Below are 14,727 nucleotides of genomic sequence, written 5' to 3'. Positions count from 1 at the left end.
TCCACCAGGCATGAGTACCCGGGCACGCGTCCCTGCCGGCGTCACCACCGGCGGGCAGTTCGTCACCTCGGCCCGCACCGAGTCGGCTGTCGACCTGCCTCACGGCGCCGACCGGTACGCCGGGTGCTGGTCGGTCGACGACTTCACGCTCGAGCAGCGTAAGAAGTTCGATGCGATCCACCGGCACGCCTACGGCTGGGCGCACCCGCTCGTCGGCAACCTCGGCATGGAGAACACCGACTACGCCGAGGACTACGCCGCCTGGGTCGCGCGCCGCTACGTCGAGCACGAGTTCGACGACGACTCCCTGGGTGACCACAAGGACCTGCACGCCCGCTGGGACGCCGAGCGCGCTGCGGTCGCCGCCCAGCACGTCGCCAAGGGCATCGACGAGGGCCTGTGGGTCAGCCAGATGTCCCAGGGCTGGGTCCTGTCGGGCGCGGAGGTCGGCAAGGGCAACGCCATGTCGTTCACGTGGCTCAGGGACGAACTGGCCGCCGCCGGTGTCTACGTCTCCGAGGCGCGCGCGGCTTCCGGCCGGCTCGCGTTCACGATCACGCGCCTGGACGGCGACAAGTTCGGTCGCCAGGTGTGGGTCGGAGACCAGACCGGCCCGCGCATCGACGGCGACGCCGACGCCTGAGCTGGCTCCTGCCCTGGACTCTGCTGGTGTGATCTGATCTGATTACACTCATGGCAGCGTTCGACGGGACCAAGCACCCCCGCGGAGGCCCGGGCAACCCGGGGCAGTTCCGCAGGGTCGAGCGCGGCGAAGCCGATCTCACCCTCACCGCGGACCAAGCCGCGCCCATCGCTGACGTGCTCGACAGTGCCGCCCGGCTCCAGGAGATCGTGCCGGACGCCGTCATGGTCGGCGGGTCGGCCGCTGCCGTCCACGTCGGGCACCGCCAGTCGTTCGACCACGACCACGTGCTGACCGACCTCGCCGAGCGGTTCGACGCCGTCCTCGAGGCGCTGGAGCGCGAGCCCGAGTGGGTCACCAACCGCGTCGTGCCAGGCAAGATCATCCTCGGCGAGCTCGGCGGCATCGAGACCGGCATCCGCCAGCTGCGCCGCAGCAGGCCGCTGGAGACCGAGGTCGCCCACCTTCCCGGCGGGGACCAGGTCATCGTCCCGACCCTCCCCGAGACGCTGCGCGTCAAGGGATACCTGATCGTCAAGCGCAACCAGGTGCGCGACTACCTCGACGTGGCCGCCATCGCCGACGCGGTGGGCCCCCAGACCGCCGCTCGCGTGCTCGCGCGCATCGACGACTACTACGAAGACCTGGCCCACGACGAGGGGCCGGTCGCGACCCAGCTCGCCGTCCAGCTGGCCGAACCCCAGCCCAAGGACCGCGCCACCATCGGGCAGCTGCCGCGATACAAGGGGCTGGCCCGCCGCTGGCACGAGTGGTCCGCCACCTGCACCATCCTGGCGGCGGTAGCCGACGAGATGGTCGCCGCACATCCGGACGCCGAAGGGAGGTAGCCACCGTGGCACTGCAGTTCCGCAACATCGACGCCGACCCCACCGACCCCGTGGACTCCTGGGGCGTGGAGGGCATGCTCACCGCGATCGAGCGGGGCTACCTGCCGCACTGGCAGCGCATCGCCGCCGCCGTGCGCGCCGCCCCCGACGGCCAGGCCGCTCGCGACCTGGAGGTCGCCCTGGACCTCGCCGACCGCCCCGGCGCCACCCGGCTGCTGCGCCGCGCCCTGGACCAGGCCCGGGCCGGGGACGCCGGCGAGGTCGCCCGCCGAGTCGAGCTGGCGGTCGCCCGCTCCGGCCTGTCGCTGCGCCAGTTCGCCGCGCAGGCGCACACCTCCCCCTCGCGGCTGTCGTCCTACCGCAGCGGATCCGTCGTGCCGGGAGCCGACGTGCTCGTGCGCATCGAGCGGACGTCGCGCGACCTCGCCGGCGCCCGGGGCTGACCCGGCCGGGCCCGGGCACCGGCGGGCCATCAGCTAGCCCCGCGTGCGTGCGGGGTCCCGACCGGCCGCCAGCTCATCACCGGCGCGCGCTGCGAGTCCACCACCACCCTGACCGCCCGGGAGCCACCAGGGCAGCGCCCGCCACCGCACATCTACGGGGCATGAGCGCCGCCCTCACCACCCAGCCACCCCGAGTCCCGGCCGGCGTCCGTTCCGGCGGCCAGTTCACACTCCGAGTGCGCGGTGAGTCGTCAGCGGCCCTGCTCGAGCCGGAACCGGCCGCTGAGGGCGGCGACCTCACCCTGGCTGGCACCTCGCGGGTCTACGACATGCGGCGGCAGTACAGACTGCGCGAGGTCACCACCCGCCCGCCCGTCATCGACGCTGACGACACCGTCGCGACAGCGGTCAAGAAGTGGGGCAGGTACACGGCCGCGAACAGCGACCTGGACCCGCAGGACTACGCCGCCGCCCGCGGCTGGACCCCGTTGACGGAGGCGGAGGCCGACCGGCTGCGCGCCAAGGCCGGCAAGACGGTCTCCGCCGACGCGACGGCCTGGGACACCTCGGCCGACCCGAACGCCAAGCGCGCGGTCTTCCTGGAGACCCGGGCCGGCGCCAAGGAGGGCGCCTGGTGCTCCCGGTACGACCGCGACGACACCTGGGCGGTCGTCAACCTGGCAAGACGGCAGGCCGCTGAGGCCATCACCGCGGACCTGCGCGACTTCGTGGCGCAGCACGGCGGCGACCCCGAGGACATCTCGGCGAACCTGGTCTCGCAGTGGCTGAGCATGACCGGCCCGGAGGCCGCCAAGGATCGGATGCGCAACGGCCTCTCGGCGATCTCCGCGCTCGGCGACACCCCGGTCCTGGGCGTAGCCCCACCCCGGCATCCGTCGGCGTACGGCGCCGACCTCGACGCGTACTACGCCGACCGGGCCGCCTACCAGACGGCCATCATCGCGTTGTGCCAGGACGAGAAGGCACTGCGGGAGGCATTCGGCGCGACCGACCCCTCCCGCGACGAGGAGAAGTCGATCTACGCGCCCAGCGCCTGGCCCCACGAGCACTCCTTCGCCGAGGTGCTCAAGCAGGCCCGCAGCACAGCGAAGGTCGCCACGACCCGGGCCGCCGCCGCGGCGATGGTGGCCGAGCGGTTCGGGATGGCCGACGACCTGTACCTGACCCAGCAGCGCCGCAGCGGGGAGTACAGGCACTCGGCCACGGTGTGGGAGGACAAGAAGAACATCCCCGCCACGCACGCGGCCGCAGCCGCGGGCTCGACCTTCCACCGTGACGGCATGAGCCACGTCGAGGTGGATGAGTCAGTCGACCTCGACGACTTCCGCGCCGTCGAGGCCGAGTGGGCCGAGCTGTCCCGGCGCGTCCCGCACACCAAGGCGCCGGCGCGCATGGCCTTCCGCCTCACCGGCCGGCACAACGCCGCGGGCGTCTACTCCCCCGACCGCGACGCGATCGCCGTCGACCCGCGGCATCCGTCGTCGATGTGGCACGAGTACGTCCACCACCTCGACCACACCAGCGGCGCGGGCCAGGTCTCGCTGTCGGACGAGTTCCGCCCCATCCTGCGCGCAGCTCAGCAGGCCGTCCGCGCGGACGGCCGGTTCGCCACGATGGGCAAGTCGCTGGACTACTGGCGCACCCCGACCGAGGTGTTCTCCCGTTCCGCCGAGCTCTGGCTCCACTGGCGTGGCGTGCGGACCTCCCTGAACGGCGACGAGCACAAGTTCGACGACAACCCCGCCTACTCGACCCTGTACCCGATGCGGGAGCAGATCACCTCCTTCTTCGACGCGACGTTCGGCGACCCGACCTGAGCACGCCGCACATACGCCGGCCATGATCAACCGCCTTCGCCGCCTCCTCCTCGGGCGCGCCAACCGCCGCCACATGGCGCAGATCTGCCGGTGCGGCCACACGCGCTCCGTGCACCTGCAGCAAGGTGCATGTGTCGAGGGATGGGCGTGCTCCCTGACTAACGGGCGGTACCCTGTGGCACCCGGTCGCCCGGTTCTGCCTGTGCCCGGGCTTCCAGAAGCCGCGCACTGCACACGCCCAGGAGCAGCTGCACTGCGGTGCGCGCTGCGCGTGCCGCCACGTCCGCCCCCGGCCGGCCGACCGCTAGCCCAAAGACCGAGCGCCGCAGGCGCCGTCGACCTCGCCCGCGGCCGCACATCTACCGAGCATGAGCACCGTCGCCCAACGCTCCCGTGTCCCTGCCGGCGTGCGCGCCGGCGGCCAGTTCGCGCTCGAGGCCCGCGCTGAGGCCGACGTCGACCTGACCGCGCCCGCCGCCCTCGAGGAGCCGGACGAGCCGCGCACACCGCGGTACGCGCTGCTGGCTTCCAGCGTCGCCGAAGCAGAGGCCCGCATCACCAAGGCCAACCGGCGACTGGAGCGCGCCGGGATCACCGAGCGGTTCACCTACGAGGTCGGCGAGCCGTACGTCAGCACGGACGAGAACGGTCACGACCGGTTCTACCGCGACCTGACCCTGTCCCACCCGACGATCAGCTACAACGGCTGGGAGTTCGCCGCCGCGGTCGACCACCTCGAGACCGGCCCCATCGTGCGCTCCCGGCCCGGGGTCGAGCTGAACGGGTGGCGCCCGGAGGTCTCCGAGTGCGACCACTGCGGCACGACCCGCCGCCGCTCGGCCACCTACCTGGTCCGGCACGCCGACGGCACCACCAAGCAGGTCGGGTCCTCCTGCATGGCCGACTTCCTCGGCGTCAAGCCCGCCGGCCTGTGGGCCCTGGGCTTCGACCCGCTGGAGGACGACGAGGACGGCTGGCTCGCCGGCGGCGGCGGGCACACCGACGACGCCACCCCGACCCTGGAGGTCCTCGCGACCGCGCTGGCCGTCACCGACGGCGGCCGCGAGTACCTGTCCCGGGACGCCGCCATGTGGCAGGGGCGCCCGGCCACCGGCGACGCGGTCCGCACCCAGCTGTACGGCGCCGGGCTGCGCGAGACCCCCCAGCAGGCCGCCGAACGGGTACACATCGCCGAGCAGACGCAGCGGTACCTGGACGACGGCACCGCCGCCGCGGTGCTGGAGTACGCGCGCACCATGGACGGCGAGGGCGACTACGCCACCAACCTGCGCACGCTCGCCGGCGGCGAGCACGTCACCTACCGGCACTCCGCTCTGCTGGCCTCGGCCGTGTCCGGCTGGGCCCGCGAGAACGAGCGCCGGGCCGTCCGCGAGGCGAAGGCGGCCGCGTACGTGCCCGGGTACCTGGCTGGCGTCAGGGAGAAGGTCGCCGGGCACACCGCCGTCGTGGAGAAGGTCGTCTACCTGGACGGGTACGCCTACGGCAGCACCGACACCCTGGTGCTCATGCGCTCCGAGACCGGCCACACCCTCAAGTGGAAGGCGTCCGGGCGCAAGGACCTGGAGGCCGGGCAGAAGCTCACGCTGACCGGCGGGACGGTCAAGGAGCACGGCTCCTACCGCGGGCAGGACCAGACCGTGCTGACCCGCGTGAAGTACGAGTTGGAGCCGGCACCGGTGCAGGAGAACGCCTGACCTCGCCAGCCCGCGCAGCCGCACATCTACCCGACATGAGCACCCAGGCACGCACCCCCGCCGGCGTCACCGAGGGCGGCCAGTTCGCCGCGACGGTCCGAAGCGAGTCCACCGTCGACCTGCGCCCGGACACCTACATGATGCACGCCGGGGCCCTCGGTGCCCGGCTCGCGGCCGCGGTCGGCGTCAGCGAGGTCTCCGAGCTCACGGTCGGCACAGGCGTCGCGTGCGGCGCCCCCGACGGCTCCCGGTACGTGTCCGTCCGCGTGGACGTGCCCGGGTCCACCATCGGCGAGCAGGTCCGCACGGCGGGTACCTGATGCCCGATGGCACGGTGCGCGAGCTCTCGCTGGAGTCCATCTGGGACGACCCCGAGCGCGGCGAGAGCAGGGACGGCGTCGCCGTCCCCTACGACCCGACGCGCACCGCTGATGACCTAGAGCTGCACGTCGAGACCGCCCGTCGGCTCGGGCGGCACCAACGCGCCCTGGACGCCGCCATCAACGCCCCGCAGCGGCGCAGCAAGCCGAGCGTGATGCGCGGCTTCGACATCCTGTACGCCAGCGCCGCCTGCGACAGCCAGGGCCGGACCATCGTCCAGTTCGAGGACGGGCGCTGCACCAACAGCGACCGGGTCGTCCTGCGCCTGGACGAGCGCCGCCGGGTGGAGGCCATCGGGGTGAACACCCAGTTCGGGCTCCTGCTCGTGCGTGACGACGACATGGACCGGGTTGCCGGCGCCGTGGACCGCGACCTGGGCTGGGCGCTCGGCGAGAGCATGGACCTGGCCGAGCGGGGCGTGACGACCCTGTCCTCCCGGCTTGCCCGGGTTCTCCCGCAGGACGACTAGCGCCTTAGCCCGACCGGCGACGACGTAACACCCGCACCCGGTGCCCAGTCGGCCGCACATCTACCTGGCATGACCACCCCGCCACCCCGGCTCCGCGTGAACCCGGGTGGCCAGCGCGCACGCGTTCGCGCCCACGCTCGGGCCACGCCGCCGCGTGCGCGGCGAGCCCCGAGCACGCCGAACCGGCCCCGCACGGCGCCACAACGGCCGGCCGATAGCCCCCGCACATTCATCAGGTACCCGGGCTGACCGTGGACCACCGCACAGCCCACCGACCCCGGCCGGCACACCGCGGCCGGACCGGCACCAGGACCATCCCGGCCTCACCCGACCGGGGCGAAGCCAGCCCTGGAGCCGGCACCGACCACGTGCCGCAGACGAAGGGAACACCCGCAGTGACCACGATCGAGGCCCACGACACCACCCTGACCCCTGGCCTCGAGCAGGCCACCGCGACCGGCCTGGAGACCTGGGTCCGCAAGCGTGACGGACGCCTGCTGCCTTTCGACCCCCGCCGGATCCGCGCCGCGCTGCAGCGCGCCTTCGAGGCCGTGCACGGCAAGCTCGACCATGTGCACCAGGCCACCATCACCGACCTGGTGGCCCGCTCCGTCGCCGAGATCGGAGAGCGGTTCTCCGGCGAGGTCCGCATCTACGAGGTGCAGAACGTCATCGAGCACGTGCTCCTGGAGTCCCACCTGACCGAGGTCGCCGGCGTCTACATCGACTACCGCGTGCAGCGGGACATGGCCCGCTCCCGCGCCCTGGACATCAACCACTCGATCGGCAAGCTGGTCGACCGTGACACGGCGGTCGTCCACGAGAACGCCAACAAGGACGCCGACGTCTTCAACACCCAGCGCGACCTCACCGCCGGCGCCGTGGGCAAGGCCATCGGCCTGAAGATGCTGCCGCCGCACGTCGCGAACGCCCACGCCAAGGGCGACATCCACTACCACGACCTCGACTACCACCCGTACGCCCCGATGACGAACTGCTGCCTCATCGACTTCCGGACGATGCTGTCCGAGGGCTTCCGGATCGGGAACGCCCAGGTCGACCCGCCGCGCTCCATCCAGACCGCCACCGCGCAGATCTCGCAGATCATCGCGAACGTCTCCTCGTCGCAGTACGGCGGGTGCTCGGTCAACCGGATCGACGAGCTCCTGGCCCCGTACGCCGAGCGGAACTTCGCCAAGCACCTGGCGGATGCCGAGCGCTGGATCGACGACCCCGACCGGCGCCGGGCCTTCGCGGAGGAGAAGACCCGCAAGGACATCTACGACGCGATGCAGTCGCTCGAGTACGAGATCAACACCCTGTTCACCTCGAACGGGCAGACCCCGTTCACGTCGGTCGGGTTCGGCCTCGGCACGGGCTGGTTCGAGCGCGAGATCCAGCGGGCGATCCTGCAGATCCGCATCCTCGGCCTCGGCAAGGAGCGCCGGACCGCGATCTTCCCGAAGCTCATCTTCACGCTGCGCCGCGGGGTGAACCTGCGGGCCGAGGACCCGAACTACGACATCAAGACGCTCGCCGTGGAGTGCGCCACCAAGCGCATGTACCCGGACATCCTCAGCTACGACAAGATCGTCGAGATCACCGGCTCGTTCAAGGTGCCGATGGGCTGCCGGTCGTTCCTGCAGGGGTGGAGCGACGAGGACGGCAACGACGTCGTCGAGGGCCGGATGAACCTCGGCGTCGTCACCCTCAACGTCCCGCGCATCGCGCTGGAGACCCGCGGTGACCTGGACGCGTTCTGGGCCCTGCTGGAGCAGCGGCTGGAGACCGTGCACGACGCCCTGCTGTACCGCGTCGAGCGGTGCAAGGAGGCCGTGCCGGCGAACGCCCCGATCCTCTACGTGCACGGCGCGTTCGGGCAGCGGCTCGCCCCGGACGACGACGTCGACGCGCTCTTCCGGAACGGCCGCGCCACGGTGTCGCTGGGCTACATCGGGCTGTACGAGGCCGCGGCGGCGTTCTTCGGCGGCGCGTGGGAGTCCAACCCCGAAGCGAAGGGCTTCACGGTGGCGATCCTGCGCCGGCTCGCGGACTCGGCGGCGGCGTGGAAGGCCGCCAGCGGTTACCACTTCTCGGTGTACTCGACACCGTCGGAGTCGCTCACCGACCGGTTCGCCCGGCTCGACCGCGCCAAGTTCGGCTCGGTGCCCGACATCACCGACAAGGACTACTACACGAACTCCTTCCACTACGACGTCCGCAAGGCCCCGACGCCGTTCGAGAAGCTCGACTTCGAGGCGGAGTACCCGCAGTACGCCTCCGGCGGGTTCATCCACTACTGCGAGTACCCCGTGCTGCAGCAGAACCCGAAGGCGCTCGAGGCCGTGTGGGACTACGCGTACGACCGGGTCGGCTACCTCGGCACGAACACCCCGATCGACCACTGCCTGGAGTGCGGGTTCTCCGGCGACTTCACGCCCACCGAGCGCGGGTTCGCCTGCCCCGGCTGCGGGAACACCGACCCCCGCACCTGCGACGTCGTCAAGCGGACCTGCGGCTACCTCGGCAACCCGCAGCAGCGGCCGATGGTGCACGGGCGGCACGTCGAGATCTCCTCGCGGGTCAAGCACCTGGCCGGCTCCGCCGGCTCGATGCCCGCCACCTCCGTCGAGTTCAAGGGGACGGTCGCCTGATGTCGAACTCCGTGCGCACGGTCCACCGCATCCCGACCGGGTTCTTGTTCACCGGCGAGTACAGCCGCGGCATGCTCGAGACGCTCTCGATCGGTGACTACGGCAAGAAGCACAACGTGAAGGCCGACTGGCTCGGGTACACCGAGGACCTGGACGGCGTCGCGAACACCACGTGCATGCCGCTGTCGGAGAAGTGGGTCGTGACACTGTCCACCCAGTACGGGTGCCCGATGGCGTGCACGTTCTGCGACGTGCCGAACCTCGGCTTCCACGGCAACGCGAGCTTCGAGGACCTGCAGGCCCAGCTGCTCAACGCGATCGGGATGTTCCCCGGGCAGCGGTACACCGAGCGTCTGAACCTGCACTTCGCACGCATGGGAGACCCTGGCTACAACGACGCGGTCCTGGACTTCACGCAGTGGCTGTGGCACGGCAAGCGTGACATCGCCGCGACCACGGGCCTGACGATCGACGTGCTGCACCCGGTGTTCACGACGTCCTCGCCGAAGAAGGTCAAGAAGCTGCCCGAGCGGCTGGCGCGGTGGGTGTCGCTGAAGAACGACCTGTACAACGGTCAGGCCGGACTGCAGCTGTCGATCAACTCGACCAGTGACGCTCAGCGTGAAGCGATGTTCGCCGGGAAGGCGATGTCGCTGGCCGACATCGCTGCGATGGTCGCTGACCTGCCCGACCCCGTGGGGCGCAAGTACTGCCTGAACTTCGCGCTCGCGTCGGGGTACGAGGTGGACGCGGACCGCCTGGTGTCCCTGTTCAGCCCCGACCGGTTCATGGTCAAGCTGACCCCGATCCACAACAACAACGCGTGCCGGGCCAACGGCATCGAGACCGTCGGCGGGTACGAGGCGTTCACCCCGTACGCGACCGCTGAGCGTGACCTGAAGTCGGCCGGGTTCGACGTGCTGGTGTTCGTGCCGTCCATGGACGAGGAAGACGGCCTGGTCACGTGTGGCAACGCGATCCTGGGTGGCTCCACGCTGCGGACCACCCCGACCGGCCCGCTGAAGATCGCCGGCGTCCAGCTGCCTGTGGGGCAGCCAGCATGACCCGCACCCCCGCCGTCGGCCAGTGGCAGGCCCGCACCCTGAGCCAAGGCCGTGTCGCGGACTACAAGCCGTTCGTCATGGTGGACGGCGAGGGCGTCCGGTGCAGCCTCTACGTCAGCGGCTGCCCGTTCGCCTGCGCCGGCTGCTTCAACGAGGCCGCGTGGTCGTTCCGGTACGGGACGGAGTTCGGCCCCGAGCTAGCGCAGCGGATCGCCGCGGACCTTCGCCACGCGGCCGTCCAGGGCCTCTCGCTGCTGGGCGGGGAGCCCTTCCTGAACACCGGCGTGTGCCTCGAGGTGGTGCACGCGCTACGGGCGGAACATGGTGCAGCCCGGGACGTCTGGTGCTGGACCGGGTACACGTACGACGAGCTCGCCGCGGAGGCTGCCTCTGGCACGGCGCCGGACAAGGCCGAGTTGCTCGGCCTGGTGGACGTCCTCGTGGACGGACGGTTCGAGCTCGCCCAGCGCGATCAGTCCCTGGCCTTCCGCGGCAGCCGCAACCAGCGGATCCTGGACGTGCCGGCCTCCCTGGCCGCCGGAGCGCCGGTGCAGTGGCAGGGGTCGGCGCGCGCCGAGCACTCCGTTGAGCAGGTCGACAGGCGTCGGCTGATCTAGGGCCACCGCACATCTACCCGTCATGACCACGGAGCGCACCCGAGTCCCCGCTGGAGTCCGCACCGGCGGCCAGTTCACCACCCATACCCGGGGCGAGGCCGCGGTTGACCTGGCGATCCTGTCGCCTGAGGTTGCTCAGGCCGTCCGCGCGGACATCGCCGCTCTGCACCAGGCAGCCCAGAGCAACCTGGAGGTGGCTCGCGAGGCCGCCGAGGGGGCCCGCCTCTCCCTGCTCGAGGCCGAGGATGCCCTGGAGGGCGCCAAGGGCGCCTACGAGCAGGCGCGCCGCGCGCACGAGCAGACCAGCGGGGAGCTCGAACGCGCCCAGCGCACTGCCGCCGCGCTGCAGACCACTGTCCAGGAGTGCGCCACCCCTCCCACGCCGGCCATGCCCCACGACCCGACCAGGGTGCTGGACGTCGTCGAGGTGGACGGCTACGGCCGCTTCACCAGGATCACGCCCGACAGCCCTCTGGACGCCGACCTCGGCTACCTCCGCGTGCAGGTCGACCGAGACCTGACCACCGATGAAGCCACCCGCCAGCTGGCCGCCCTCGTCGGGTACCGGTGGGCCGCCGTCGGCGGCGAACCCATCGCGCAGGTCCACCAGGACTCCCCCAACTCGATCATCGTCTACGCCGACGCGACCAAGACCCGCAGCTTCGAGCGCGTGGCCGCCTTCCTGACCGAGGTCGGCGACACCATCCGTGAGGGCTCTCCTGTCCGCGTGACCGACCGGTCTGGGCCTGGCACCTTGGGCACCCGGCTGGTGTCGCCGCTGGCCGGTGTCGGCACGGTGACCCTCTACCAGGAGGTCACGTCGTGAAGGCCCCGATCGCTCACCCCCATGCCGGCGACCGCCGCAGCGGGCAGCTCCAACCGGGCCCGCCGATGGGTCCGCACCGCGTGCCCGCCGGGATCCGCACCGGCGGCCAGTTCACCGCGAACACCCGCGGCGAAGCGACTGTCGAGCTGCCCGCCGCCGAGCCGACCTGCCTGGTCTGCCCGGCCCCGGCCGAGGTGCACGTGCAGCCGATGACGGCGCGTGGCCCTGCCGGCGACGGAATGCACTCCTGCCAGGAGCACCGCCACGCCCCGGAGTTCTCCGACTTCGGTGGCGGGTGGATGGAGCAGCAGGACCTGCCGCACCCTCCCAGCCTCGAACGCCTGGAGGTCATGCAGGGCTGGACGCGGCCCGGCCCCGACGGAGAACAGGCGCGGTGGGAGCTGACCGTGCAGCTCCACGATGAGCTCGCCGGCGCCGCCAGCCGACGCGACTACAGCGACGAGGTGACCCTGCCGGCCGGACAGCCGGCCTTCACCTACCCCCACCAGGACATGGTGATCGACCACGCCACCATCGAGATCGGCGCCGACTGGCGACCCCGGCTGCGGATCCGGATGCCGCGCGCGTACAAGACCAGCGCGGTCATCACCTCCGACGGAGCGACCTGGAGCGGGGAACACGACCGCATGGACGACGACGACATGGCCGCCATCGAGGAGTGGCTGGCTCCGTGGCTGGAGCGGGTCGACGCCGCTGCGCACACGATCCGCACCCACGGCTGGCTCGACCCCGAGGAGTACCTGCGCTTGTCCGGCGCCTCTGAGCTGTACCCGGCGTGACGGCAGGGCCCGGCTTCTCCAGCCCGAGCCCTTTCAACGGGGGCGGTCCGGTTTCGGCGCATGTTGACGTGGTGACCGACGTTCGCCCACCCAGGAGCCGCTACCGATGCCACGCCCCCGCATCCGCCGTCGCCACAGCCACCCCGGCGGCAGGCGATGAACCGGCGCACGCGCGCCGTGCGGATCGAGCGCACCCGGATGCGGATGCCGCCCGGCTTCGACACCCGCAAGCTCGCCGACGAGCGCGTGCAGGCCGTGCTGAGCGAGCGGATCGCGCGCAACTTCGGTGAGGGCTGGCGGATCGACGGCGCGAACGCGGACGGCACCCTGAACGTCGTTCGTGAGGTCGAGATCAGCGACGTCGCGAGCATCACCGTCCCGCTGGCGACCGGGATCAAGCCCTCCGACGGCGACAAGACCCAGGCCAAGCTCGAGTCGGACTACCCCGACTACACGATGACCGCGTTCAACCCGTACGCCCGCTCGGCGACCCTCACCCGGCTGGCCGCCGAGGAGGTGCGCGCACGCGGGCTCGTCGCGGAGGCGCTGCAGGTCAAGCCGTGGGACGTGCAGGTCACGTCCCGGCCCGACGGCGGGTTCGACTTCCAGCTGCGGTCCTACGTCCCGTCCAAGCACGACGCGCGCATCCGGGAGGTCGCGACAGCAACGCTTGGACGCCCAGGCTGGTACTTCCGGGTCGACGTCCAGAACACGGTGCTGTCCATCATCCCCGGCGAGCTCCCGACCTTCCCGGCCGCGTACCCGTACCCGTTCGACGGGCCCGTCGACGACGTCTTCCGGGTCCCGATCGGCGTCGCGCTCGGCGGAGACGGCTCGCCGAACCTGCCCCTGGACCTGAACCTTGCTGACTCGGCCGGGGCCATCCTGCAGGGGTTGGCCGGGTCCGGGAAGTCGGTCCTCGTCAACGCGTTCGTGTACGGCGTCCTGGCGCGCGGGCACGAGCTGGTCGTTCTCGACGTGCCGCACAAGGCGGTCGACTTCGAGTGGTGCCGCCCGTTCGTGCGCGAGCACGGGTGGGGGTGCGAGTCCAAGGCCGCCGCGGTCACCGCGGCCCGCCTCGTCTACGAAGAGGGCATCCGTCGCGGTGAGGTCCTTCGGCAGATGGGGGCCCAGAAGTGGCAGGACCTGCCCGCCGACGTGCGCGCCGAGATGCCCATCATCACCGTGGTCGCTGACGAGCTCACGGGCCTGCTGGCGTTCGACCCGATCCCGAAGGCTCTCCCGAAGGACCACCCGGTGCGCGTCGAGGCGGCTCAGGCCGCCGCCGAGACGGAGCTCCTCAAGGCCGTCGTCACGAAGATCCCCGCCGAGATGCGCGCGGCAGGGATTCGCCTGGTTCTGGCGACCCAGCAGGCCCAGTCGAACACCGGCATCCCGCCGACGGTCAAGCACAACCTGCCCAACCGGGTGCTGCTGGGCGTGAACGCCACGAAGCAGGCACGTGGGCACGCGTTCGCCAACCCCGACTCGGTGCCGTGGGTCCCCGAGCACATCGCCGCGGACGCTGGCGCGGGGCGTGGTTCCGGCGTCGCGGAGTTCGAGGGCCAGCCGTCCACCGTCTTCAAGGCCTTCTTCGCCCCCACGTCGCAGTACGAGAGGCACCTGCTCACGCTCGGCCTCCCGCGCGCAGTCAGCCCGGAGCCGACCGCCGCCCAGATCGCAAGGCACGTCCCACGCCTGGACGAAGACATGGGAGACGACCGGCCGGCCTCACGCCTGGAGTCCGAGGGCGGCTGGGGCGAACGGGACGGGCGTGACGCCTCGGAGGTCCGGTTGCGTGGCGCCGCCGCGGCCGCCCACCAGCTCGCCGTCGACGCGGCGCAGCATGCGAGGGCGGCGCGGTGAGCGGCCCGGCCCTTGTCGGGCTGACCGGCCCTGGCGCCCGTGCCGTCGCCGACGTGCTCGCCGAGCAGGGGTTCCGACCCCACGACGCCGGGGCGCCGGCCCGGCACGCGCTCACGCTGATCGATCCACTCCTGCCGTCGGGCACGCCACTGGGCGCCCTGGTCGACTCCCGTGGGTGGGCCGGCGCCCTGCTGGACCGGACCGACGGGCCGGAGGTCACGCGGCTGCTGCACGCGGTACGACATCGAGTCCCGGCGCTCGTGCTCGGCGGTGACGCCTGGCTCGCTCGGGTGCGGGCCGACATGGCGGCTGCGGCCGACCTGCTCGGAGGGGCTCCCGTCGCCCTGATCGACGTCGACCTGGACTCCGAGCGGGCCTGGGTCCGAGCGCACGGCGGCGTTCTGTGGCACGCCGGGCAGGCGCCCGATCCTCACGCCGACGTCTGGCTCCCCGACCTCACGGGTTCGCCGCTGCGGCGCCGAGTCGAACGCGAACTGGCTCGTGCCGCACATCCACCGTTCGTGGCGTGCACACCCACGCCGCGCCCCTGACCTGAGGAGGTC

Annotated in this window: 14 protein-coding genes; all 14 read left to right on the top strand. The window is 71.8% G+C overall.

Annotated features, from left to right (window positions below):
* Positions 1–10: 10 nt before the first annotated feature.
* The 14 genes from HNR08_RS16945 (at position 11) to HNR08_RS16880 (ending at position 14,715) form a co-directional block, all read left to right on the top strand.
* The gene (locus tag HNR08_RS16945) at positions 11–643 is read left to right on the top strand and encodes a hypothetical protein (RefSeq protein WP_146840762.1); all 633 of its coding nucleotides are present in this window, start codon (positions 11–13) and stop codon (positions 641–643) included.
* Positions 644–693: 50 nt separating this feature from the next.
* Positions 694–1,491: a hypothetical protein gene (locus HNR08_RS16940; protein WP_146840761.1), complete on the top strand. Its 798-nt coding sequence runs from the start codon at positions 694–696 to the stop codon at positions 1,489–1,491.
* Between the two features lie 5 nt (positions 1,492–1,496).
* On the top strand, positions 1,497–1,934 hold the full coding sequence (locus tag HNR08_RS16935; RefSeq protein WP_146840760.1) for a helix-turn-helix domain-containing protein: 438 nt from the start codon (positions 1,497–1,499) through the stop codon (positions 1,932–1,934).
* Positions 1,935–2,095: 161 nt separating this feature from the next.
* The gene (locus tag HNR08_RS16930; protein ID WP_146840759.1) at positions 2,096–3,772 is read left to right on the top strand and encodes a hypothetical protein; all 1,677 of its coding nucleotides are present in this window, start codon (positions 2,096–2,098) and stop codon (positions 3,770–3,772) included.
* Between the two features lie 368 nt (positions 3,773–4,140).
* A complete protein-coding gene (locus tag HNR08_RS16925) occupies positions 4,141–5,487 on the top strand; it encodes a hypothetical protein (RefSeq protein ID WP_146840758.1) in 1,347 nt (448 codons plus the stop codon).
* A gap of 35 nt (positions 5,488–5,522) precedes the next feature.
* Positions 5,523–5,807: a hypothetical protein gene (locus HNR08_RS16920; protein ID WP_146840757.1), complete on the top strand. Its 285-nt coding sequence runs from the start codon at positions 5,523–5,525 to the stop codon at positions 5,805–5,807.
* The gene (locus tag HNR08_RS16915; protein ID WP_146840756.1) at positions 5,807–6,337 is read left to right on the top strand and encodes a hypothetical protein; all 531 of its coding nucleotides are present in this window, start codon (positions 5,807–5,809) and stop codon (positions 6,335–6,337) included. The genes HNR08_RS16920 and HNR08_RS16915 overlap by 1 nt, the downstream gene beginning before the upstream one ends.
* 395 nt (positions 6,338–6,732) lie before the next feature.
* The gene (nrdD, locus tag HNR08_RS16910; protein ID WP_338075811.1) at positions 6,733–8,991 is read left to right on the top strand and encodes an anaerobic ribonucleoside-triphosphate reductase; all 2,259 of its coding nucleotides are present in this window, start codon (positions 6,733–6,735) and stop codon (positions 8,989–8,991) included.
* Complete coding sequence (locus HNR08_RS16905) at positions 8,991–10,055, top strand: hypothetical protein (RefSeq protein WP_221286380.1); 1,065 nt, start codon at positions 8,991–8,993, stop codon at positions 10,053–10,055. The genes nrdD and HNR08_RS16905 overlap by 1 nt, the downstream gene beginning before the upstream one ends.
* Positions 10,052–10,672 carry an anaerobic ribonucleoside-triphosphate reductase activating protein gene (gene nrdG, locus HNR08_RS16900; protein ID WP_146840828.1) on the top strand — a complete coding sequence of 207 codons (621 nt, stop codon included), beginning with the start codon at positions 10,052–10,054 and terminating at the stop codon, positions 10,670–10,672. Before HNR08_RS16905 ends, nrdG begins: the two co-directional genes overlap by 4 nt.
* Positions 10,673–10,694: 22 nt before the next feature.
* Entirely contained in the window at positions 10,695–11,498 is an 804-nt protein-coding gene (locus HNR08_RS16895) for a hypothetical protein (RefSeq protein WP_146840827.1), read from the top strand.
* A 65-nt stretch (positions 11,499–11,563) separates the two neighbouring features.
* Positions 11,564–12,298 (top strand): hypothetical protein, encoded by a 735-nt coding sequence (locus HNR08_RS16890; RefSeq protein ID WP_221286379.1) that lies wholly within the window; start codon positions 11,564–11,566, stop codon positions 12,296–12,298.
* A 156-nt stretch (positions 12,299–12,454) separates the two neighbouring features.
* Positions 12,455–14,164, top strand: a complete 1,710-nt coding sequence (locus HNR08_RS16885) for a cell division protein FtsK (RefSeq protein WP_146840825.1) — start codon at positions 12,455–12,457, stop codon at positions 14,162–14,164.
* Complete coding sequence (locus tag HNR08_RS16880) at positions 14,161–14,715, top strand: hypothetical protein (RefSeq protein WP_146840824.1); 555 nt, start codon at positions 14,161–14,163, stop codon at positions 14,713–14,715. Before HNR08_RS16885 ends, HNR08_RS16880 begins: the two co-directional genes overlap by 4 nt.
* Positions 14,716–14,727 lie beyond the last annotated feature (12 nt).

It is taken from the genome of Cellulomonas hominis (genome assembly GCF_014201095.1).
Classification (GTDB): Bacteria; Actinomycetota; Actinomycetes; order Actinomycetales; family Cellulomonadaceae; genus Cellulomonas; species Cellulomonas hominis.
This window is presented reverse-complemented; position numbering and strand designations above follow the sequence as displayed.

What these genes read in the sequence shown, in the direction of transcription:
- HNR08_RS16945 (WP_146840762.1), top strand. Translation starts at nt 11, where the DNA reads ATGAGTACCCGGGCACGCGTCCCTGCCGGCGTCACCACCGGCGGGCAG.
- HNR08_RS16940 (WP_146840761.1), top strand. Translation starts at nt 694, where the DNA reads ATGGCAGCGTTCGACGGGACCAAGCACCCCCGCGGAGGCCCGGGCAAC.
- HNR08_RS16930 (WP_146840759.1), top strand. Translation starts at nt 2,096, where the DNA reads ATGAGCGCCGCCCTCACCACCCAGCCACCCCGAGTCCCGGCCGGCGTC.
- HNR08_RS16925 (WP_146840758.1), top strand. Translation starts at nt 4,141, where the DNA reads ATGAGCACCGTCGCCCAACGCTCCCGTGTCCCTGCCGGCGTGCGCGCC.
- HNR08_RS16920 (WP_146840757.1), top strand. Translation starts at nt 5,523, where the DNA reads ATGAGCACCCAGGCACGCACCCCCGCCGGCGTCACCGAGGGCGGCCAG.
- HNR08_RS16915 (WP_146840756.1), top strand. Translation starts at nt 5,807, where the DNA reads ATGCCCGATGGCACGGTGCGCGAGCTCTCGCTGGAGTCCATCTGGGAC.
- HNR08_RS16905 (WP_221286380.1), top strand. Translation starts at nt 8,991, where the DNA reads ATGTCGAACTCCGTGCGCACGGTCCACCGCATCCCGACCGGGTTCTTG.
- nrdG (WP_146840828.1), top strand. Translation starts at nt 10,052, where the DNA reads ATGACCCGCACCCCCGCCGTCGGCCAGTGGCAGGCCCGCACCCTGAGC.
- HNR08_RS16895 (WP_146840827.1), top strand. Translation starts at nt 10,695, where the DNA reads ATGACCACGGAGCGCACCCGAGTCCCCGCTGGAGTCCGCACCGGCGGC.
- HNR08_RS16890 (WP_221286379.1), top strand. Translation starts at nt 11,564, where the DNA reads ATGGGTCCGCACCGCGTGCCCGCCGGGATCCGCACCGGCGGCCAGTTC.
- HNR08_RS16885 (WP_146840825.1), top strand. Translation starts at nt 12,455, where the DNA reads ATGAACCGGCGCACGCGCGCCGTGCGGATCGAGCGCACCCGGATGCGG.